Below are 22,925 nucleotides of genomic sequence, written 5' to 3'. Positions count from 1 at the left end.
GCGGCCGATGATGTAACATTCGGGTTGGTCCGGATCGCGTGCGCGCTCCGGACCCTTCCATGTCGCATCCCTACAGGCTTATCTTGAAAATATTCGTTATCAGTCTTCCGTCCAGCCTCGAGCGGCGCGCCCTCGTGGCGCAGAAGCTCGGCGAGCGCAAGCTGCCTTTCGCCTTCATCGACGCCGTCGACGGCCGCGTCGACCACCACCCCTATCTGCAACGCTACGACGAAAAAAGCTTCCTGGTGCACCGGCGGCGCAAGGCCGCTCCCGGCGAACTGGGTTGCTACGTGAGCCACCTGCTGGCGTGGGAAAAATGCGTGGCGCTGGGCGAGCCGATCGTGGTGCTGGAAGACGATTTCCAGCTGACGCCGGATTTCGAAGCGGGCCTGGCCTATCTCGAGCGCTTCGCCGACCGGGTCTCGTTCGTGCGCCTCGAGCCGCTGGAAAAGCACACGGTTCTCACCTCGGACAAGGGCGAGCGTTTCAGCCTCGTGAAACAGCTCGACGTCGGCATGTGCATGACCGGCTATGTGATCACCCCGCGTGGCGCGCAGCGGCTGCTGGAGCATGCGGCCACGATCCGGGCGCCGATCGACCTGTTCCTGAAATACACCTTCGACCATGGCGAGCTGATTCACGCCATCGTGCCGCACGGGGTGTACCCGACGCACGAGGACTCCGTGATCGGGATCGACGTGCGCAACCAGCGCGAAAAGGGCACGCTGCTGGGTCTGAAGCGCTTCGCCTATAAAACCTTCTACCGCTTCGCCAACCTGTTTACCAATCTTGCAAACGGGCTGCGCCGGTTTTAAGCGCTGACGGTCGCGGCGAACTGCAGGCGATAGAGACTCGCATACATGCCGTTGGCCGCCAGCAGCTCGTCGTGCGTGCCCTGCTCGGCGATCCGTCCACCTTCCAGCACGACGATGCGGTCGGCACGCTCGATGGTCGACAGGCGGTGCGCGATCACCAGCGTGGTACGGCCCGCCATCAGCGTGTCGAGCGCCGCCTGGACGGCGCGTTCGGACTCGTTGTCGAGCGCGGACGTCGCCTCGTCCAGGATCAGCAGCGGCGCATCCTTGTAGATCGCGCGCGCGATCGCCACGCGCTGGCGCTGGCCGCCGGAGAGGCGCATGCCGTTCTCGCCGATCATCGAATCGACGCCTTCGGGCAGCCTGGCTACCACGTCGGTCAGGTGCGCAGCTTTGACTGCCGCCGCCAGCCGCTCGTAGTCGATGCGCTCGGCGCCGTAGGCGATGTTGGCGGCCAGGGTGTCGTCGAACAGGACCACGTTCTGGCTGACCATCGCCAGCTGCGCGCGCAGGCTGGCCAGCGCCAGCTCCTCATAGGGCACGCCGTCGAGCAGGATGCGCCCAGCCTGCGGATCGTAGAAACGCGTGACCAGGTTCACGAAGGTCGACTTGCCGCCGCCCGAGACGCCGACCAGGGCGACGGTCTGGCCCGGCTCCACCTCGAGCGAGACGTTCGACAGCGCCGGCGCGTGCGCGCCCGGATAGGTAAAGGTCACGCCCTCGAACTGCAGGCGCCCGGCGGCGCGCCCGAGCACGCGGGTGCCGGAGTCCTGTTCGACCGGCGCATCGACCATCGAGAACACGGTTTCCGCCGCCGCGATCCCGCGCTGCATCGGGCCGTTGACTTCGGCCAGCGATTTCAGGGGCGTGAGCAGCATCAGCATCATGGTCGTGAAGTTGGTGAACTCGCCCACCGTCATGTCGGAACGGATCGCCATCACGATCACCACCGAGACCGCCACCGCAGTGGCGACCTGCGTGATCGGGGTGGTGGCGGCAAAGGCGACCGTCATGCGCTGCGAGAAGCCGCGCAGGGCTTCGCTGCGCTGCTCGAAGCGCTTGCGCTCGTAGCGTTCGCCGGCGAACACGCGGATCACCTGGTGGCCGCGCGTGGCTTCCTCGACCACCTGCGTCATCTCCGCCGTCACGCGCTGGTTCTCGCGGTTCAGGCGGCGCAGGCGTCCGGTCGTGGTGCGCACGATGACGGCGGTCAGGGGCACGACGACGATGGCGATCAGGGTCAGCGCCCAGTTCAGGTAGAGCAGGCCGGCCAGCAGGCCGAGCACGACCAGCACGTCGCGCACGAAAGCGACGAAGACCGAATTGATCATGTCGACCACTTGCCGCACGTCGCCGATCACGGTGTTGATGATCTTGCCGGTCGACTCTTCATGGAAGCGCGCCACCGGCAGGCGCAGCACGCGCTCGAACACCATGCGCCGCAAATCGTTGAGCACGCGGCTCATCACCCAGTTGTTCAGGTAGGCGGTGGAAAAGGTGAACACGCCGCGCAGCGCGAAGATCGAAATCAGGATGCCCGGCACCAGCCACAGGCTGAACGCGACCTTGTTCGGGCCGAAGCCCTTGTCGAGCAGGAGTTCGAGGGCCTTGGCCAGCGCCGGCTGGGTGGCGGCGGTGCCGGCCATCGCCAGCAGCGAGAAGAAGGCGCGTCCCTGGTAGGGTTTGACGATGGCCAGCAGGCGTTTGACGATGGTCCTAGTTTCCATGTTCTTCTTCCGAATTCAGGGTGAGCCCCATGAGCACGAAGACCATGAGTGCGTAAAACATGCAGGCCCTGCCCGACCAGAACATCATTTCGGTCAGGCCGAAGGCGAAGTAGCTGAGCGGGATGAGCATGCCCGCCAGCGCGGCGGCGTTCGGGTGTCCGGCAGCGGCGCCGCGGTGCGCGGCGCGCGCGAAAAAGGCGAAGGGCGCGCCCAGGATGCCCAGCCAGCCAAGGAGGCCGGGCACGCCGCCGGTGCTCAGGGCCTGCAGGGCATCGTTATGCATGTGCAGCGGTGTCAGTACCACATCGGCAAGGCGGCCCTCCTTCACCCACTGCTCGAAGCGCGCATGGCCGGCCTTGACGCTGGTCCCGAACAGCGGGTGCTCGCCGATCAGCATGCCGGCGCCCTTCCAGAGTTCGAGCCGGATGCCGAGATTGGTGAACTTGTTGCCGCCCGCGTTCCAGCTGCGCACGTCGCTGATGCCTTCGTTGATGCGCGTCTGGATGCCGCTGGCCGGCACGAAATACAGCAAGGCCACCAGCGCCACGCCGCCGCCCAGCAGGACTTTCAGCTGCCCATGCCCCAGGTGGCTCTGGCGCAGGAGCAGCAGCAGGGCGAGCACGAGCGCCAGCCAGCCGCCGCGGGTGCCGGTCAGCACCGAACCGAGCAGGCCGGCCAGGGCGCCGAGCGACAGCCACAGGACGCGCTGCCGCGAGCCCGGCTGCACCTTATTGACAACATCGAGTGTCGCCGTCAGCGCGACCAGGCCCAGGCACAGGGAAATGTCGCCGAAGGTGATGGCGTTAGTCAGCCCTCCCGGCCGTTCGATGCCCAGCACGATGCGCTGGTAGCCCACCAGCAGCATGGCGCCGACGCCGCCGGCCACGGCGCCCCACCACAGCATCCGGCGCGAAGGGCGCGCCGCCAGCACCACCATCAGCGCGCTCACCGCGCAGAACATGCGCAGGGGTTTTTCCAGGCTGTGGAGCGGCTCTTCCGGACGCACCAGGAAGTACAGCAGCACGACCGCGAAATTGAACAGGAAAGCCAGCACCACCCAGCGCAGGTCCGGCCAGTGGCGCGCCAGCGCGGCCCGGGCATCGGTCCACACGAACGGCAGGGTCAGGATGAACAGGAAGCTGGCCAGGCCGATGCCGAATCCGGTCGTCAGGATCAGGGAAGGAACTGCGAAAACCAGGGCGCCGGTCCATACCCGCAACGGGGCCATCGTCTTCGTCAGCATATTGTCCATTGTTCTGCATATAAGATATTCTGTCGGGCCCGGCGAAGGCCGCAGGGGGACCGGGCGGCGGCGTGGCGCGCCGGCGGCGTGTTTGCGCCGCGCCAACAAGAATTTTCACCGCATTATCGCTGATGCCGCCACAACTGCCAACACACGGCCCGGGCCGGCGCAGCGGAGAAAGAGAATCACGAATGAACACGGCACCAAGGCTTTCCATCCTCGTCCCCGCGTACAACGCGCAGCAGCATCTCGACGCGACCCTGCGCTCGGTGCTGGAACAAATGGGCCCGGACCACGAACTGGTCGTCATCGACGACGGCTCGACCGACGCCACGTCCGAGGTCGCCCGGCGCCTGCAGGCGGCGTATCCGGCGCTGGCAACAAGGCTGATCCGGCAGGACAACGCGGGCCTGGCGACGACCCGCAACCGCCTCCTCGACGCGGCCGCGGGCGAATACATCCTCTTCCTCGATGCCGACGACCTGGTCCTGCCCGGCACCCTGGCCGAACTCGACGCCATCATCGCGGCGCACCGGCCCGACGTGATCGCCTGCGACTTCAACGACTGGCATCCGCACAACATGCGCCGCACGCGCCGCATGGAGCGCGGCTACCCGGCCGCCACGCTGCTTACCGACCGCGAAGCGATCCTGCGCACCTTCTTCATGGACCGCCAGTGCTATGCCTGGGCCAACGTGATGCGGCGCGAGATCTATGCGCGCCAGCCGGCGCCGCTGTATCCGCCGGGCCGCACCTTCGAGGACATCACGGTGACGCCGCAGCTGATCGCCGACTGCGCCAGCCTGGTCCGCCTGGCGCGCCCCTGCTTCGACTACCGCCAGCATCCGGGCAGCATGAAGCGCGGCCTGTCGCACAAATGGTGCACCGACTTCGCCCAGGCCGTGCTGCATACCCGCCGCCACTTCGAGACGCTGCCGGTGAGCGCTGCGCTGCGCCTGCACATCGATGCCGCCACCGTCCATTATTACATCGTGATCCTGAAGCGCACCTACGAAATGCCGTGGCGCGAGGGACGCGCCGCGCGCGCCGACGTCAGGGCCCTGCTGCTGCAGAACCTGTTCAATCCGCTGGAAACGGTACTCGACGCGATGGCGGGCGAAGTGCTGGACAGCCACGACCGCCGTGCCGACCGCCGCGCCGCCTCGCAGATGCGCAAGCTATTGGCCGGCAATCCCGGCTTCGTGCTCGGCAAGCTGGTGGCGCGCAAGATCAAGGTCTGGCAGCGCAAGGCCGCGGCGTGATTTAAGCGCAAGCCGGTAACGTTTCGTTGGCCGTCATGTACCGTAGGGTGGGCTCTTGAGCCCACGCGGTGATACGTAACCGCAAGATCATCGGGCACGAACACGGAGCCCGTGCGAATCACCGCGTGGGCGGAGCCCACCCTACGCGACGATCAGTACTCGACCGCCACCGCCTTCGCCCCCAGCGTCAGCTCGAGCGCCTGCTTCAGGGCGTCCGACGGCGCCACTCTCCACTCGTCGCCCAGCTGCAGGATGCAGTCGACGTTGTTCGGCTTGATGCGCAGGCTGACCGGCAGCCCGTCCGGGTGTTTATAGGGCGCGATCACCTCGGCGATCTTCGCCGGGCTGACCGTGCATTCGAGGTCCATCTCCAGCTTGTGGCCGTACTGGATGCGCGAGCTGGCCAGGTCGAATACCTTCTCCGCCGTGATGCGCAGGCCGCCGTTGAAGCGGTCTTCCGACACTTTACCCACCACCAGCAGGAATTCGTCTTCGCGGAAGGCGTTCTTGTTCGCCTCGAACACCTCATTGTAGACCGTGACCTCGACCACGCCGGTCTTGTCGTCGAGCGCGACGATCAGGATCTTGCCGCGCTGGGTCATCTGCGTGCGCACGCCGGTGATCACGCCGCACAGCATGCGCGGCTCGCGCGAGGGCTCCAGGTCCTGCAGGCGGGTGCGGGCGAAGCGCCGCACTTCCTGGGCGTAGATGTCGAACATGTGGCCCGACAGGTAGAAGCCGAGCGCGGTCTTTTCCTCGGACAGCTTCTGGCGGTCGGTCCAGGGCAGCGCCTTGACGTATTCCGGCGGCGCGACCAGGTCGGAATCATCGCCGCCGAACAGGCTGACCTGGTTCGCAGCGGCCGCTTCCTGGCCGGCCACTTCCATCGCAAACGTCACCGAGGCCAGCAGGATCGCGCGGTCGACGCCGAAGCAGTCCATGGCGCCGGCGCGGATCAGCGACTCGATGGTGCGGCGGTTGATCTGCTTGCGGTCGACGCGCTTGCAGAAGTCAAATAAATCCTTGAACTTGCCGCCTTCCTTGCGCGCGGCGACGATCGCCTCGATCGCGCCCTGGCCGGCGCCCTTCACGCCGCCCAGGCCATAGCGGATATTGCTGACCTGCTTGCCGGTGACGGATTTCGGCTGGCCTTCCGGCGTAAAACGGAACTGCGATTCGTTCACGTCCGGCGGCAGCAGCGTCAGTTTGCAGACGTCGATCGCGTCCTCGACCAGGATCTTGATCTTGTCCGTGTCTTCCATCGCCAGCGACATGTTGGCTGCCATGAAGGCGGCCGTATGGTGCACTTTCAGATAGGCGGTATGGTAGGACAGCAGCGCATAGGCGGCGGCGTGCGATTTATTGAAACCGTAGCCCGCGAACTTCTCCATCAAGTCGAAGATCTCGTCCGCCTTCTCCGTCGACAGGCCGTCCTTGGCGGCGCCGGCGCGGAAGATCTCGCGGTGCTCGGCCATCTCTTCGGCCTTCTTTTTACCCATCGCGCGGCGCAGCATGTCGGCGCCGCCCAGCGAATAGCCGCCGACGATCTGCGCCATCTGCATGACCTGCTCCTGGTAGACCATGATGCCGTAGGTCTCGGACAGGATGGACTCGGTGCGCGGATCGGGATAGTCGAATTTTTCGCCGTGCTTGCGCTTGCAGAAGTCCGGAATCAGGTCCATCGGGCCCGGACGGTACAAGGCGACCAGCGCAATGATGTCCTCGAAGCGGTCGGGACGCGCATCTTTCAACATGCCCTGCATGCCGCGCGACTCCAGCTGGAAGATTGCGACGGTTTTCGCATCCGACAGCAGTTTATAGGACGGCCGGTCGTTCAGCGGCAGCGACTCGAGGTTGAATTCGGCGTCCACCGGATCGAGCGCGCGGATGTAGTTCACGGCGCGGTCGAGAATGGTCAGCGTGGTCAGGCCCAAAAAGTCGAATTTGACGAGGCCGACCGCCTCGACGTCGTCCTTGTCGTACTGCGAGACGACGCCGGCGTCGCCGCCCTGGGTGTACAGGGGGCAGAAGTCGGTCAGCTTGCCGGGGGCGATCAGCACGCCGCCGGCGTGCATGCCGATGTTACGGGTGATGCCCTCGACCTGCTGCGCCAGCTCCAGCACCTGTTTGACCTCTTCCTCGTTCTCGAGGCGTTCCTTCAGCAGCGGCTCCTCTTCGATCGCTTCGGCGATCGAGACCGGTTTGCCCGGCTTGAACGGGATCAGCTTGGAGATGCCGTCGCAGAAGTTGTAGCCGTAGTCGAGCACGCGGCCGACGTCGCGGATCGCGCCTTTCGCCGCCATGGTACCGAAGGTGGCGATCTGCGACACGGCATCGCGGCCGTACAGGTCCTTCACGTGCTGGATCACCAGCTCGCGCTTTTCCTGGCAGAAGTCGATGTCGAAGTCGGGCATCGAGACGCGTTCCGGATTCAGGAAGCGCTCGAACAGCAGGTTGTATTTCAGCGGGTCCAGGTCCGTGATCTTCAGCGCGTAGGCCACCAGCGAGCCCGCGCCCGAACCACGGCCCGGGCCGATCGGCACGCCGTTATTCTTGCCCCACTGGATGAACTCCGCAACGATCAGGAAGTAGCCCGGGAACTTCATCTTGATGATGGTGTTGTTCTCGAACTCCAGGCGCGCCTCGTAGCGCGGACGCTCCGCTTCGCGCTTGGCCGGGTCCGGGAACAGCTGCTCGAGGCGCTCCTCCAGGCCCTTCTTCGTTTCGGCGACCAGGAACTCGTCGATCGTCATGCCCGGCGGCGTCGGGAAGTCCGGCAGCTGCGGTTTGCCGAGCGTGAGCACGACGTTGCAGCGCTTGGCGATTTCCACCGAATTGGCGAGCGCGCCCGGCAGGTCGGCGAACAGTTGCGCCATCTCGGCCTGCGTTTTGAAGCACATCTCCTCGTTGAAGCGGCGCACGCGCTTGGCGTTGGCCAGCATCTCGCCCTCGGCGATACAGGTGCGCGCCTCGTGGGCGATGAATTCGCCCTTGCTGATGAACTGCACCGGGTGGGTTGCCACCACCGGCAGCCCGAGGCGGCCGGCCAGCGCCACCGAATGGCGCACGGCCTGCTCCTGGTTGGCCGCGCCCGCGCGCTGGATCTCGATATAGAAGTGGCCGGGGAAGATGCGCGCCCAGCGCTCGGCATTGCGTTCCGCGCGCTCGATATCGCCGTTGTCGATCGCCTGGCCGACGTCGCCGAAGCAGGCGCCCGAGAGCACGATCAGGGCATTGCTCTGGTCGGCCTCCGGGTGCAGCGTCGAGGTGGACGTGGCCAGTGCTTCGAGCCATTCGGTGCGGAACTCGGCGCGGCCCTTGTACTGGTTGGTGAGCCAGGCTTTCGAGAGCAGCTCGCACAGCTGCAGGTAGCCGGTATGGTTTTTCGCCAGGATCAGCAGGCGCGAGGGTTTATCCCGGTTGTCGTCGTTGGTGATCCAGGCGTCGACCCCGACGATCGGCTTGATCCCCTTGCCGCGCGCCGCCTTGTAGAAGCGCACCATGCAGAACATGTTGGCGAGGTCGGTGACGGCGAGCGCCGGTTGCTTGTCCTTGGCGGCGGCGCCGACCAGGTCGTCGATGCGCACGAGGCCGTCCACGATCGAGTATTCGGAGTGGACGCGCAGGTGGGTGAAAGTCGGGGAAGTCATACCCGTATTTTAACCCGCCGGCGGCTCATCGGCGCCGGCCGCGGACGTAGTTGCAACTAGACAACAAGACGCTTTCTGGTGCGTCGCCTCTTATAATAGTGTCCATGCCATTCGAACCCTGCTTCCTGCTCCGATGACGCCGCCGCCCATGCGCGCACCCGCGTCCCCCACCCTGTTCGAGCTGCTGACGGACGATGCCGCCGCCGGCAGTATCGCCGTCCTGCCGCCGCCCGCACCCGGCCTGGCGCCGGCCGTCGCCGCCCCAGCCGCCGGCGCCGGCCTGCGCCGCCTGGCCGCACCCCTGCTGCTGGCGGCGCGCGTGGTGCTGCGCCGGCCGCAAGTGCGCCAGCTGGCGCTGCGCATCCTGAAGCGCTCCCCGGCCCTGTATGCGCGGGCCTACCGGATGATGATGGCCTCCGGCGCCAGCGCGGCGGCGGCGGGTGCGGATGTCCAGCCCGGCCGGGTCGATACGCTGTCGCCGCGCGCGAACGCGATCCTGCGCCGCCTGCAGAGCCTTCAGGCCGCGGCGCCGCGCCAGCCGGGCGCGCGCCCGCGCCTGGCCTTCGTCTCGCCGTTGCCGCCCGAGCGCACCGGCGTCGCCGTGTACGCGACCGAGCTGCTGGCAGAACTGAGCGCGCATTTCGAGATCGAACTGGTCGTCGCGCAGCTCGACGTCAGGCTGCCGCCGGCGCTCGCGCACCTGCCCGTGCGCCAGGCGGCCTGGTTCGCCGAGCACGGCGACGAATACGACCAGGTGCTCTACCAGATCGGCAACAGCCCTTTTCACAGCCACATGTTCGCGCTGCTGGCGCGCCATCCCGGCGTCGTCGTGCTGCATGACTTCTTCATTGGCGGCGCCCTGACGCACGCCCAGATGAGCGGCGCCGATCCGCGCGCCTGGAGCGAAGCCCTGCTGTATTCGCACGGCTATGCAGCCGTCCGCGCGAGCCGGACGGCGGACGGGCGAGTCCAGGCGCACAAGGACTGGCCCTGCAGCCTGCCGGTGCTGGAGAGCGCGACCCGCACCATCGTCCACTCCCACCACGCGCGCCAGCTCGCCATCGACTGGTTCGGCGCGGACGCCGCGCGCCGGATCGACATCATCCCCCACCCGCGCACTCCGCCGGAGGTCAAGGACCGCGCCGCCGCACGCGCCGCGCTCGGCATCGATGCCGATACCTTCCTCGTCTGCAGCTTCGGCTTCGTCGCCCCGAACAAGCTGACCCATGAGTTGTTGCGCGCCTGGATCGCTTCCAGCCTGCACACGGATCCCCGCTGCGCGCTGGTGCTGGCCGGCGCGAATCACGACAGCCCCTATGGTGTCGAAGTCGAAGCCCTCATCCGCAGCGCCGGACCCGATGCCAACATCCGCATCGCCGGCTGGCTCGACGACGCGGCCTACCGGCACTACCTGCAGGCGGCCGACGTCGGCGTCCAGCTGCGCACGAATGCGCGCGGTGAAAGCTCGGGGGCGGTGCTCGATTGCATGAATTACGCGCTGCCGACGATCGTCAATGCGAATGGCTCGATGGCCGAATTCCCGCCGGACGCCGTCTGGCGCCTGCCCGACGCGTTCGAGGCCGGGGAGCTTGTAGCGGCGCTGGAAACGCTACGCCGCGATCCGGCACGGCGGGCGGCACTCGGCCAGGGCGCGGTCGCGCTGCTCGACGCGCAGTTCCGGCCGGCCCGCTGCGCCGCGCTGTACCTCGCCACGCTGGCCGCCGCACGCGCCGCCACGCATGCGCGGCACGCGGCCTGGCGCACGGCGCTGGCCGCGGCCGCCCCCGCGGACGAGCGACAGATGCAGTTGCTCGCCGCCACGCTGGCTGCACAGGAATCGACCGCAGGCCGCCAGGTGCTGGTCGACGTCAGCGCCTGGTCGCGCCCGGGCACCCGTCCCGACCCGCTGGCGGCAAGCCAGCTGGCCGAACTGCTCGCCCGGACGCGGGGGGACCTGCGCGTGGAACCGGTCTGGCTCGACACCGCCGGGGACGCGCCGCGCTGGCGCCAGGCGCGCAACGCCATCGGGCGCCTGCTGGGCCTGGGCTGGCCGGAACAGGACGAGCCGGTCGTCGACGTCCACGCCGGCGACGTGTTTTATGCACCGGATACCGCCGCCGCCGCCGTGGCGGCGGCCTTCGACGCCGGCCTGCTGGCAGCCTGGCGCGCGCGCGGCGTCATCGTCAACCTGCTGGTGCGCAGCCTGGACGGCGGCACGCTGCCGCCCGCCGCGGCGGCCGCCGACCGCCTGCTGTGCGCCACGGAGGCGATTGCACAACAGTTGGCGGCGGATTCGCGCGCTTCCAGGCAGGCAACCGGGCCGGCATGATTTCCGCCCGGGCGCGACGGCTTATAATAGCGGTTGACCAGAATTGAGCTACTTGGCAATCATGCAAACCACCACCCATCAAACGGCCACCGCCAACGCAAGCGCCGGCGCCGGCCGCTACGTCAACATCGCCGCCTACAAATTCGTCAGCTTCGACGATACCGAGGAAAAGCGTCCGCAGTTCCAGGCGATCTGCGCCGAACTGAACCTGCGCGGCACGATCCTGCTGACGCCGGAAGGCATCAACATGTTCCTGTCGGGCCTGCCGGCCGACATCGACGCCTATCTCGCCTGGCTGCGTGCGGATCCACGCTTCGCCGACATCGAAGTCAAGTACAGCCACTCGGAAGAGCAGTCGCACAAGCGCATGCTGGTGAAGATCAAGAAGGAAATCATCACCATGCGCATGCCGCTGATCAAACCGGAACTGGGCCGCGCGCCGTCGGTGGAAGCGACCACCCTGAAACGCTGGCTCGACCAGGGCCATGACGACAACGGCAAGCCGGTCGTGATGGTCGACACGCGCAACGATTTCGAGGTCGACGTCGGCACCTTCGACAACACCGTCGACTACCGGATCGCCAAGTTCACCGAGTTCCCGGAAGTGATCGCCGCCCACAAGGATGATTTCGCCGGCAAGACCGTGGTCACCTTCTGCACCGGCGGCATCCGCTGCGAAAAGGCGGCGATCCACATGCAGAACATCGGCTACGACAACGTCTACCAGCTCGAGGGCGGCATCCTGAAGTATTTCGAGGACGTCGGCGGCGCCCACTATACGGGCGACTGCTTCGTGTTCGACTACCGTACCGCGCTCAATCCGAAGCTCGAGCCGACCGTCACGACCCAGTGCTTCGCCTGCCGCGCCGTGGTGACGCCGCGCGAGCAGCTGTCGCCGCAGTATGTGTATGGAGTGTCGTGTCCGCATTGCGCGGACACGACGGTGGCCTGAGAATGGCAGGTGGCCCCTCCGGCGCACGCCAGCTCGTCAAGAAAATCGCGCTGCGCGCGGTCGCGTTCGTCGTGGCGCGTCCACGCCTGGATGACTTCCTGCGTCGCCAGATCTACCGCTTCCCCGGGCTCGCCGGGCGGGTGCGCGCGGCCGTCGCCCACTCGCGGCGTGCCGACTGGCAGGCGCTGCCCGTGCTGCTGTCCGATGAAGCCGAGCTGACCGACAGCGCACGCCAGGTGCTGCGCGACCTGCGCCGCGCGATCGACCACCCCCGTCCAGAATAAGAGTCCAGATGCGTATCATCCTCGACCTGCAGGCCTGCCAGGCCTCCAGCATGCACCGCGGCATTGGCCGCTATTCGATGGCCCTGGCGCTGGCCATGGCGCGCAATAGCGGCGGGCATGAGCTGCGCATCGTCCTCAATGACGACTATCCCGATACCGTCGCGGCGCTGAGGCGGGCCTTCGACGGGCTGCTGCCGCAGTCGCACATCTCGACCTTCAGCGTGCCGGTGCCCGCGGGCGAAGTCGATCCGCGCAATGCCTGGCGCGTGCGCACAGCCGAACGCATCCGCGAACACTACCTGGCCAGCCTGCGGCCCGACGTCGTGCACGTGGCGAGCCTGTTCGAGGGACTGGGCGACAATGCCGTCAGCTCGGTACCGCGCCCGGGCGGTCGCTTCGATACCGCCGTCACGCTTTACGACCTGATTCCCCTGATGCGCAAGGAGCGCTACCTTGGCGACCCGAACGTCGCGGCCTGGTATCACCGCAAGCTCGAAGGCATGCAGCGGGCCGACCTGCTGCTGGCCATTTCCGCCTCGGCGCGCGAGGAAGGCATTGCGCTGCTGGGCATGCCTGCCGAGCGCGTGGTCAACATCTCGTCGGCGGTGGACAGCATGTTCCAGGCGCGCGCACTCACAACCGACGCGCGCGCTGCGCTGCTGGCGCGCTACGGCCTTTCGAGGCCGTTCATCATGTACACCGGCGGCATCGACTATCGCAAGAATATCGAGGGCCTGGTCGAGGCTTACGCCCGGCTGCCAGCGACGCTACGCAAGCAATACCAGCTGGCGATCGTGTGCAGCATCCAGAATCCCGACCGTTTCCGCCTTGAGCGCCTGGCCGCGAAATTCGGTCTTGCCAAAGACGACCTCGTGCTGACCGGCTTTGTTCCCGACGACGACCTGGTTTCGCTATATAACTGCACCGCACTCTTCGTCTTCCCTTCGCTGCACGAAGGCTTCGGCCTGCCGGCGCTCGAGGCGATGGCCTGTGGCGCCCCGGTGATTGGCTCGAACACCAGCAGCATCCCGGAAGTGATCGGGCGGCCCGATGCCTTGTTCGATCCGGCCAGCGTCGAAGCCATCGTCGCCGCCATGACGCAGGTGCTGCTCGATCCGGCGCGCCAGGCGTCCTTGCGCGAGCACGGCCTGGCGCAGGCGCGGCTCTTCTCGTGGGATACGAGCGCCCGGCGCGCGATCGAGGCTTTCGAAGAGACGCATCGACGCCGCACCGCGCGCGGCGCTGACGCGGCGCCGCTGCTGGCCGAGCCGGCGCGCAAGCCGCGCCTGGCCTACGTTTCGCCGTTGCCGCCAACGCGTTCGGGCATCGCGGCCTACAGCGCCGACCTGTTGCCGGAACTGGCGCGGCACTTCGACATCGAGCTGGTGCTGGCGCAGGACCGCGTCGAGGACATGGGCCCTGCCACGCACTTCCCCCAGCACACGGCCGCATGGTTCGACGCCAATGCGCAGACCTTCGACCACATCGTCTACCAGTTCGGCAATTCGGCATTCCATTCCCACATGTTCGGGCTGCTCGAGCGCCATCCCGGCGTAGTCGTGCTGCATGATTTCTTCCTCAGCGGCGTCATTCACTACGCCGAGGCCGAGCACGAATTACCCAACCATTACTGCCGCTCGCTCTACCTGGCGCACGGCTACGGGGCGCTGATCGAGGAGAAGCACGCCGGACGCACCGAGTCGGTCGTGCGCTACCCGTCGAACAAGCAGGTGCTCGACCGCGCAACCGGCGTGATCGTGCATTCCCGCCACGCGGTGGCGCTGGCGGACCGCTGGTATGGCGCAGGTTACGGCGACCAGTGGCGCGTACTGCCGCTGGTGTGCCTGCGTCCCGGCCCCGACACGGCCGATCGGACCCAGGTCCGCGCGGACCTCGGCTTCGGCCCCGGCGATTACGTCGTCTGCTCGTTCGGCATCCTGTCGGCGACCAAGTGCAACGACCGCCTGGTCGAGGCCTGGATCGACAGCACGCTCGAACACGATCCGCGCTGCCATCTGGTATTCGTCGGCGAGATTGCCCAGGGGCGTTTCGGCATCGCGCTGCGCGACCGCATCGCCGCCCACCCGCGCATCAAGGTCACCGGCTACGCCGACACCCCGTTCTACCGCCGCTACCTCGCCGCCGCCGATGCCGCGGTCCAGCTGCGCGGCAGCTCGCGCGGCGAGACCTCGGGCGCCGTCTTCGACTGCCTCTCGTACGGATTGCCGACAATCGTCAACGCCCATGGCTCGGCCGCGGAAGTGCCGGAGCAGGCCTGCCTGCGCCTGGAGGACGCCTTCACGCAGGAAGCGCTGCGCGCCGCGCTCGAGCGCATGCACGGCGATATCGGGCTACGCGCACGCCTGGGCAATGCCGCCGCAGCCTACATGGAACAGACCCACACGCCGGCCCGGATCGCAGCACTTTATCGCGACGCGATCACGCAATTTGCGCGTGACAGCCGTGGCCAGGCGGAACAGGACCTGATCGCGTCGATCGCCGCTTCCAGCGCCGAGGTAGCGGCTTCCGATCTCATGCAGGCGGCAGCGGCGATCGCGGCCAACCGGCCGCGCAGCGGTGCACGTCAGGTGCTGGTCGATATCGACACGGCGGGAATGGAACCTGCGGTCCTGCGGACGCTCCTCACGCAGGCGCCGCACGGCTGGCGCATTGAACCGGTGCGGCACGACGGCGCGCGTCACCGCTACGCGCGGCGCTTCACGCTCGACCTGATCGGCCGTCCTGACCTGCGGATCGAGGATGCGGTTGCCGAGGCGGGCCCCGGCGACGTGTGGCTCACGTTGGGAGAGAGCAAGCTTGGGACCGTGCCCGCGAAATGGCTGGCGCGCGGCGTCCTCGCCTGCTGCCTCGATCCGAGCGATGCGGCAGGCGAGGACGGTCTGGCGCAGCGCTTGGCCGCGCTAGCCGACGCTCGGCCCTGCGCTGGATGACCTGGCAAGACAACGTCCGTCAACTCCTTGCGATCCTGCATCCACCGGCCACAGAATGAAAACATTCCTCAAGAAGACCGCCCGCCGCGCCAAGACCGTGCCCGTGCTTGGCCGACTGATGCGCATTGCGGCCGCCATCGTCCGACTGCCGGAGCTGCGCGCCGAAGTCATCGGGCTCGCATCCGGCAGCTACGAGCAGGGGCCAAAGACAGCTCAGCCGGCCCTCTGGCGCGCCGTCAACGAGCTGCGCGAAAACACCGCCGGCGACGCCAACCTGACCCGTTCGGTGCCGGTCGCCTTGCGCCGGCTGACCCGCGAAGTGCATGCGCTGCGCCAGCGGCTCGATGCGGCCGGCCTGGGCGAGGAGACGGACGCGGCCCCGCCCGGCGGCCAGGCGCCGCGTCTCTGCGTCGCGCCCGAACACGCGGCCGCCGCGCCGCTGCGTCTGTACCTGGGCCAGGGCGAGCCCGCACCAGCCGGCTACGTCAGCGCCAGCTTCGACGACACGGCTGGCGCCGTGCCGCTCGCGCCGGGCGCTGCCGAGGAAATCCAGGTCGCCTGCCTGTTCGAGACCTTTGCGCAGGCCGAGCTGCGCAATCACGTGCTGCCGCACCTGTACGCCTGCCTGCAAACGGGTGGACGCCTGCGCGTGCAGGCCACCGACGCCGGCGCCGCCCTTGCCGCCTATGCACAAGGCGAATGCGACTACGACGCGCTGCGCGACATCCTGTACGGCGCGGCGGATCGCGACGGCCGCCTGCAGCTGAACATGCTCAGCCCGGCCAGCCTGCGCTCCCTGCTGGGCGAAGCCGGCTTCACGGTGACGCATCTCGTGGAAACCGGCATGCGCGATGGGCGCCCTGCCTTCGAGACTGTCGCCGACAAGCCGTCACCTTCCCCGAGCGCGCACTGAGACCTGCCATGCCACCGAGCTTTTCGATCGTCATCAACACCCTCAACCGCGCAACGCTGCTGGCGAAAACGCTCGACAGCCTACGCTGGCTGAAATACCGCGGCCGCTTCGAAGTCATCGTCGTCAACGGTCCTTCCACCGACCACTCGCAGCAGGTGATCGACGCCTGGCTGCCCGCGATCCGCGCGGCGCGCTGCGAGGTCGCCAACCTGTCGGTCTCGCGCAACATCGGCATTTGCATGGCGCGCGGCGACATCGTCGCGTTCATCGACGACGACGCGATTCCCGAGCCGGAATGGCTCGAGCAGCTGGCCCGCGCCTACGCCGATCCCGCAGTGGGCGCCGCAGGCGGCCTGGTGTTCGACCAGACCGGCTACAGCTACCAGTACGAATACTCGAGTGCGACCCGGCTGGCGAACGCCAACTGGCGCCTGACCCGTCCGGCCGACCATCTGGCCTATCCGGGCGCTTTCGAATTCCCCTACCTGCAGGGCACGAATACCTCGTTCCGGCGCAGCGCCCTGCTCGAAGTGGGCGGCTTCGACGAGGAAATCGAGTACTACCTGGACGAGACCGAGCTGTGCTGCCGACTGGTCGATGCCGGCTACCTGATCCGGCAGCTGCCCAACGCATATGTGCACCATAAGTTCGCACCGAGCAATATTCGCAACGAGCACAAGATCACGCGTTACCGCTATCCGGTCATCAAGAACAAGCTGTATTTCGCGCTCAAGCATGGGCGCGAGTACTTGGCGCTGGCCGATATTCTCGAGGACAACCGGCGCTTCGTCGACGAGCAGAGACAGGAAGTCGAGAGCCATATCGCCGCGGGACGTTTGCCGGCGAGCGAGCGCGAGGCGCTGGCGGGACAGGTGCGCAGCGCGTGGGAACGCGGGATGGCACGCGGGCTTTCCGGCATGGTTGAATACATCACGCCGGAAAAGCAGCGCGCCCGGTCGGGCGATTTTCTTGCTTTCGACCGGGTGATCGCGGCGGGTACGCCGAAGGCGCTGGTGTTCATTGCCCGCGAGTTGCATGATCCGCAGGCAAAGCTGGCGCGCGACCTGGCGGCGCAGGGCCATATCGTGTGCGTCATCACGGCCAGCCCGGATTTCAATCGCGTCGATTTCGAGGACGGGGTATGGGTGCACCGGATCGCGGCAGCGCGCGCCGCTCTTCCGGATTCCGGCCTCGCGCCGGGGATGACGCAGGAAGCCTGGAACTGGGCTGTGGCAGCGCGCGACGAACTGCGTCGCATTGCGACGCACCGCCGTCTCGACGCCGTCGAGGCGCCGCTGGCGACCTGCGAAGCGGCCGCCCTGCTGGACCAGGACTGGCCCTTGGTCTCGTGCGTCGATGCCGACCTGTCCTTGCCGCCGCCCCCGTTGCAGTTGGCCTTGCTGCGCCAGTCACAAGGCCTGCGCGGCGCCAGCCAGACGCTGCGCGAACGCCTTGCGCGCGAACACGCTGTCCATAGCGCCGCCAACCCGGCCATCGTCATCGATCCGGTATCGACAGCATCATAGGAATCGGGCTGTTTGCATTACGTTGAATCTTCCGGCGTAGCTGAGGTCCAAACCAGACTCAACTCAGCCGGAGTCCTCCATGCAAGCACGCAAGTTCGAGCTCTTCCAGAAGGATCATTCCGCGCTGACCCAGCGCCAGCGCGAGCGCTTGCTCGGCCACTTTGCGGCGTCCCCACACCTTACCTGAACAGCTAACTCGGCTGACGCTGGGCGCTCGACAGCGGCCGGGGCAAGACACCGGCCTTGCTGCAAGCGGATAAAAGCCATGAAAACGTTACTGCTCGAATGCTTCCAGAAGCGCCGCGCTTCAAGTATCGCGATACTGCTGGTTCTCGGTGCGGCGCTGCTGACCTTCTGGCCAGGCATTCTGATGAGCGATACCTCGTCCAGGTGGGCTGCGGTCCTGACTCTCAAAGGCGTCCTCGACATTCGCTGGTCATTGAACCAATGGCTGGCACCAACGATGACGATCTTTATGCTGCCGTTTGGCGCCAGCGCCAACTCTATTACGCTCTTTACGGCAGCGCAGCTTGCCTACCTTGCCTTGGCCGGGCTCATGTGGATCTCGCTTACTTCGAGCGAGCGTCCGTTTTGGGTGCCACTGTTGTTTGCCCTGCCGATCATGAGTTTGTATGCGGCCTTTATCGTGCCAGATGTGTGGACGCTTGCCGCCATGATCGTCGTCATCGCCATACTATCCTTGGATACACAACGTCTCGGAATTCTTTCACTATTACTTTTCTTCTTATCGAACATCATCCTGTTTGGCTTCCGCCAGAATTCCTTATTCCTACTTCCTTTTGTTACTTTTCTGGTTATTAAAAAGGTGTCGGAATGCCGTTGGGAACGGCATATTCTCTTGGCGCTGATGGCGCTTGCAATTTCCCTGATTGCCATCGTTCCCAAACATATTGGCTTTATGGCACAAACAAGCTCGGCGGCAGCGCCAACCTGGGAACTGGTCGGCATGCTTCGGATTGCAAACGAGCTGCACGTTCCAGTGGACCCGAAAGTCACCCTGGAAGGCATTGCCGACACCAACTCTGCCATCAATTCCCACTCGTTTACCACAATAGATTCACTGCTCTGGGGAGAAGGTGCGGCCGTATCCACTGGCCTTATTCTATCTCACTCTGATGAGCTCAAATCCAGGTGGTTCAAGGCTGTGCGCGCATATCCTCGCTTGTATTTTTTAATGAAACTACGTACTTACAAGTGTATGCTCGGCCTGTGTGATCAATATCTTCAGACTCAGGTAATCCCATTGGTACCTGAGCCATTTCTCGAAGGACGCGTTCTAGGCTACGTCGGCAATGACGGACTCGGCAGAATCATCCTTGACATGAATGCAGTGCTCGCGCATCGTGCCGAGCTTCTTTTTCTTCCTCTGTTCTGGCTGCCCGTCAGCATTCTTGTTTTTCTGTCGCAATGGCGTCTTTATAGCGCATTCGACCGGCTACTCATCTATGGAGCGGGCATCTACCTGTTGTCCTTCTGCATCCTGAATCAGGCTGCTTCTTTCAGATATATGTTGCCAGTCTTTGCCATTTATACGGCCTATCAAATAAGGTTCATAGGCTGGCTATCCGGTTTCCTGATAAATAAATTGCGGCGCAGCGACGGTCACCCACGGAAGCCCCCTCCCTCCTGAGTAATTTACGGAGCTTGACCGTGCTCGGAAGGTATGCCGACAGGTCGACCGGCCTTGATGTGATGACGGAATAGACGCCGGTAAGCATCGGTACGAATGCTCCAGTCCCAACATTTAATGCATTGCTGGTTCTCTTGTGAAAGCAAATGTAACAAGTGCCGCTTTTTCACCAGTTCCTCAATGGCGTCAGCCAGAAGGACGGGATTGCGCTCCTTGAGAATGAAGTGCTTTTGTTGCGGACCGAATGCCTCGGACACAATGCCGACGTTGGTACTAATGACTGGCACACCGCAGGCCATCGCTTCGAGCACTGGATTGGGCGTGCCCTCGCTCTCAGAACAGCAGATGAGAACATCGAGTGAGTTGTAGTAGTCGGGCATCCTATCGTGCGATATCTGACGGATTTCGCGATCTGCAAAGTATTCTTCGACGACGACGCCTCGCGATTTCAGCAGATTCAGTGCTGGCCGCAGGATAGTGTGGAAACCCTTTGGGTCTCGAAGACGGCCTTCTTCAGTATGCGCATTCCAAGCACTGTTACCAGCCCAGCCAACGCGCAAGGGCCGATGCTCGTCGCCAATGAAGCGCGCCGTAGTAGCCGGCTTGAATTTCGTCAGATCAACTCCATCGGGCGTTACCATATCTGGATCAGGATACCCCTGGATGTCTTGATAGATGCGCTGCAATATGCGCGAACTGACGGTGTATCCATTCGACAGTTGCGTAAAGAGCGGGAGGCGATCGGCAATCTCGGATTCGGTCAAGAACAAATGGTCGAATACACTGAATGTGATCGGACGTGGCGAAATGACCTGAGACACAAAATCGTTCCAGCTGCCATAGAGCTGATCTATTTTATGGCGCTCCCACGGTTCGCAAATGGACGCCAGAGGCCCGCGCCAAAGATAGTGCACCAAGTCGTAGTCCTTGGTCATTTCAAGCAGCATCGTCGGCTGCTCTACATCATGAGATGCCAAGAGGTCAAACTCGAATTCATCCGAAACGTACTTGATGATCTGTCGCGCGATGTTCGCCAGAGCCCAGGTATTGACATCTACGATCAGAGCGACACGTGGTCGACGCGGACCTGATCCAGCGGAATCGACGTCATGCTGGCGAGCTTTGTGAACGTCCAATCCACGCTGTCGCTCTGGTTGACGCACCCAGGTGTCTATATCTTCCGTCCACACCTTATACCCGTGTTTCTTCTCAAAGTGAGCAGCAGCTTCGAGCCGAGCACGAGCAAATCGAGCTCGCTCATCATCTTTGTCGTCGGTGCTGTCCGGTTTCGGGCGATCGTGCACTAAAGCTCGGACATCGCTGGCTCCGACCTTTAACCCAGCGCGGAATAAGCGTACTGAAAATTCAAAGTCTTCGAATCCAATAAACATCCCCTCATCGAAACCTCCTTGCGCCAAAAATGTGTCCTTTCGGAACACTGATGCGCATCCCGACATGAAAGTGCCTAGATAACCTGGACCGTCCTGGCCGGTGTAGTTCTGACGATGGGCTGTACCGCCACCGATGATGAACTCATTCATGTCAAACGTAAGGTACAGATGCCCGCCTCGAATGAAATTGGTGGTGGCATCTTCATTGAGCACGGCCATTGTCATAAAATGACAGCCGAGTATGGCTAGATCGCTCTGGATGTCCGGAAGCGGATTCTTGATGAAATAGACGTCGTTATCCAGGCTCATCACCCAATCGGTGCGAACGTGGGGCATCGTCCTGTTCCGTCCGCCGGCTACGCCGTAGTTCTGTCCAAGCATCTCGATACGCCAGCGGAATGGCATTCCCTCCAAGCAGCGACGAAGCGCTTCGAGTTCCTCTTCGCTCGATCCGTTATCGATGACGAGGACTTCGCCCTTGAAGTTTGGAATCTGATCAGCGATGGAACGACAGAGCTTGATGGACAGCCTGCTGCGATTCAGCGACAAGAACGTAATGGTGAGATGCTCACCATTTAGTCCAATGTTTGCCCCTTCTCGCCGTCCAGAGTCTGCATTCAAGAACTCGTGATACCGATGGGTGACATAGGGTCTCGTATCGAGACCGCTTTCCAGGTTTTCGATATTATCTTGCATTGCGTCGAAGTATAGAACTAAGTACAGTACCGACACGGTGAAGGAGCGGGGTGGGAATGGCCTTGCGAATTAACCACCAAGTTCTAATGACTTTCCAAGGCATTTGGCTGAGCTGCTGACGTGCCAACTCAAGTTCGCTCCGTGCCAACTCAAGTTCGCTCCGTTTTGACTCAAGTTCGTTCCGTTCCAACTCAAGTTCGCTCCGTTTTGACTCAAGTTCGTTCCGTGCCAACTCGAGTTCGTTCCGTTTTGACTCAAGTTCGTTCCGTGCCAACTCACGTTCGTTCCGTGCCAACTCAAGTTCGCCTCGTACAGCATCGAGCCTCGCTTGCATTTCCGAAGCCGCGTGCTCGTGTCGATAGATCGCCCTCCAGGCCACCGCCACCTCGGCTTGCGCGGCACGGCGGGACATTCCCAGGCGCTCGACTTCCATTTCTGTGAAATGCAGTTTCTCGCTGTAATTGGCGACAGAATCCGTCAGAACAGACAATTTATTATTTATCGCCACTTCTCGTGATTTCGCTTGCTCGAGTTGTTCCTTACTCGCGAGCAGAGCTGCAGTGAGGGAGTCGATTTCATCGATCAACGCCCGTTCCCGGCTGTGCGCATTCTGGGGCTTCTGAGCCTCCCCTTCCTTGGCAACGGATCGCTGGGTCGAAACATCACTCGCGTGGCTTAATGGATCAGGTTTGGTGGCCCACATCCCATCTCGGGGGAAGAGTATTTGGCGCCCCAGATTCATTGATACCGGATATCCTGCGAAGATTGTCTTATATTTCGCTTCTGCGCCCCAGACGCCGACATAAAACGCCGCCTCTGCAGGGGTGACATCACTCTCGATCTGTGATGGAACATAAACGGCTGAATCGATAGGCTGGAATTCAAGCATTGCATCGAGTGGCGTCGTAGCGTCGCCGCTCGGCAATTTACCCCCTTGCTCCGCGACAGAAAAGCCAATGCCTAAGGTGCCCAAATTCCAGGAATCAGCCTTGCCAAGCACACTCTCGGCGAGAACCTGGAACTCTTCAAATGTGAATCGGCGCTTGTGGAATTCATTCTGGCCACCGAGATCGTAGTACCAGTAGTCGTTCGGGGCAGAAATGATAATTGTTGCATTCGGAGCTGCAGCATCACGAATGTTTTCCAGGAACAGTTGCGGGTCGTCGACATGTTCAATCGTTTCCAATGAAACAATCAGATTAAATTTCTGATCGGAAATTATTCGCGTCAGTTGCTCCCCCGGACTTACAGCAAAACGTACGCGCTCGTTCGAAAAGCGCTTGTCAGCCGAGGCTATCGCTTTCGAAGATACATCGACGCCCAAGACAGACTGCGCGCCCCATTCAGCCATGAGCCAGGATCCATATCCTTCGCCGCAAGCAATATCCAAGACCTTGCGGTCTGCGCAATGTTCTTTCGCAGTAAGATAGCGAGCGATGTGAATTGCTGCCTCGATCGCGACATAGCGGGACGCCCCCCCAAACTCTAAACGCTCCATGATTCTCTTTGGTATTAGTTGAAGAAATGCGCTGAAC

The 22,925-nt window shown here is 63.9% G+C and carries 14 protein-coding genes; 9 read left to right on the top strand and 5 right to left on the bottom strand.

The window, feature by feature from the left end; genetic code table 11:
* Nucleotides 1-83 precede the first annotated feature (83 nt).
* The gene (locus LPB04_RS09690; RefSeq protein ID WP_193688468.1) at nt 84-815 is read left to right on the top strand and encodes a glycosyltransferase family 25 protein; all 732 of its coding nucleotides are present in this window, start codon (nt 84-86) and stop codon (nt 813-815) included.
* Here LPB04_RS09690 and msbA read toward each other — a convergent pair.
* Nucleotides 812-2,542, bottom strand: coding sequence for a lipid A export permease/ATP-binding protein MsbA (msbA, locus tag LPB04_RS09685; protein ID WP_193688467.1), 1,731 nt, complete (start codon nt 2,540-2,542; stop codon nt 812-814). The genes LPB04_RS09690 and msbA overlap by 4 nt on opposite strands.
* Nucleotides 2,532-3,794 (bottom strand): O-antigen ligase family protein, encoded by a 1,263-nt coding sequence (locus LPB04_RS09680; protein ID WP_193688466.1) that lies wholly within the window; start codon nt 3,792-3,794, stop codon nt 2,532-2,534. The genes msbA and LPB04_RS09680 overlap by 11 nt, the downstream gene beginning before the upstream one ends.
* Nucleotides 3,795-3,976: 182 nt before the next feature.
* Between LPB04_RS09680 and LPB04_RS09675 the strand changes: the two genes are divergently transcribed.
* Nucleotides 3,977-5,047 (top strand): glycosyltransferase family 2 protein, encoded by a 1,071-nt coding sequence (locus tag LPB04_RS09675; protein ID WP_193688465.1) that lies wholly within the window; start codon nt 3,977-3,979, stop codon nt 5,045-5,047.
* A 152-nt stretch (nt 5,048-5,199) separates the two neighbouring features.
* Here the strand turns inward: LPB04_RS09675 and dnaE are convergent, their stop codons facing one another.
* The gene (gene dnaE / locus LPB04_RS09670) at nt 5,200-8,697 is read right to left on the bottom strand and encodes a DNA polymerase III subunit alpha (protein WP_193688464.1); all 3,498 of its coding nucleotides are present in this window, start codon (nt 8,695-8,697) and stop codon (nt 5,200-5,202) included.
* 148 nt (nt 8,698-8,845) lie between these two features.
* Between dnaE and LPB04_RS09665 the strand changes: the two genes are divergently transcribed.
* The 7 genes from LPB04_RS09665 to LPB04_RS09635 all read left to right on the top strand — a co-directional run bounded on the left by LPB04_RS09665 (nt 8,846) and on the right by LPB04_RS09635 (nt 19,303).
* A complete protein-coding gene (locus LPB04_RS09665) occupies nt 8,846-11,026 on the top strand; it encodes a glycosyltransferase family 4 protein (protein WP_193688463.1) in 2,181 nt (726 codons plus the stop codon).
* 61 nt (nt 11,027-11,087) lie between these two features.
* Complete coding sequence (locus LPB04_RS09660) at nt 11,088-11,978, top strand: sulfurtransferase (protein ID WP_193688462.1); 891 nt, start codon at nt 11,088-11,090, stop codon at nt 11,976-11,978.
* A 2-nt stretch (nt 11,979-11,980) separates the two neighbouring features.
* Complete coding sequence (locus tag LPB04_RS09655; protein ID WP_193688461.1) at nt 11,981-12,262, top strand: hypothetical protein; 282 nt, start codon at nt 11,981-11,983, stop codon at nt 12,260-12,262.
* 8 nt (nt 12,263-12,270) lie between these two features.
* Nucleotides 12,271-15,213, top strand: a complete 2,943-nt coding sequence (locus LPB04_RS09650; RefSeq protein ID WP_193688460.1) for a glycosyltransferase — start codon at nt 12,271-12,273, stop codon at nt 15,211-15,213.
* Nucleotides 15,214-15,268: 55 nt separating this feature from the next.
* A complete protein-coding gene (locus LPB04_RS09645) occupies nt 15,269-16,126 on the top strand; it encodes a hypothetical protein (RefSeq protein WP_193688459.1) in 858 nt (285 codons plus the stop codon).
* Between the two features lie 8 nt (nt 16,127-16,134).
* Nucleotides 16,135-17,652: a glycosyltransferase family 2 protein gene (locus LPB04_RS09640; protein ID WP_193688458.1), complete on the top strand. Its 1,518-nt coding sequence runs from the start codon at nt 16,135-16,137 to the stop codon at nt 17,650-17,652.
* A 265-nt stretch (nt 17,653-17,917) separates the two neighbouring features.
* The gene (locus LPB04_RS09635; protein WP_193688457.1) at nt 17,918-19,303 is read left to right on the top strand and encodes a hypothetical protein; all 1,386 of its coding nucleotides are present in this window, start codon (nt 17,918-17,920) and stop codon (nt 19,301-19,303) included.
* A gap of 5 nt (nt 19,304-19,308) precedes the next feature.
* Here LPB04_RS09635 and LPB04_RS09630 read toward each other — a convergent pair whose 3' ends face one another.
* Entirely contained in the window at nt 19,309-21,390 is a 2,082-nt protein-coding gene (locus LPB04_RS09630) for a glycosyltransferase (protein ID WP_193688456.1), read from the bottom strand.
* Complete coding sequence (locus LPB04_RS09625) at nt 21,380-22,888, bottom strand: class I SAM-dependent methyltransferase (RefSeq protein WP_193688455.1); 1,509 nt, start codon at nt 22,886-22,888, stop codon at nt 21,380-21,382. Before LPB04_RS09625 ends, LPB04_RS09630 begins: the two co-directional genes overlap by 11 nt.
* Between the last annotated feature and the right edge of the window lie 37 nt (nt 22,889-22,925).

The sequence above is a fragment of the Massilia litorea genome (assembly GCF_015101885.1).
Lineage (GTDB): Bacteria > Pseudomonadota > Gammaproteobacteria > Burkholderiales > Burkholderiaceae_D > Telluria > Telluria litorea.
This window is presented reverse-complemented; position numbering and strand designations above follow the sequence as displayed.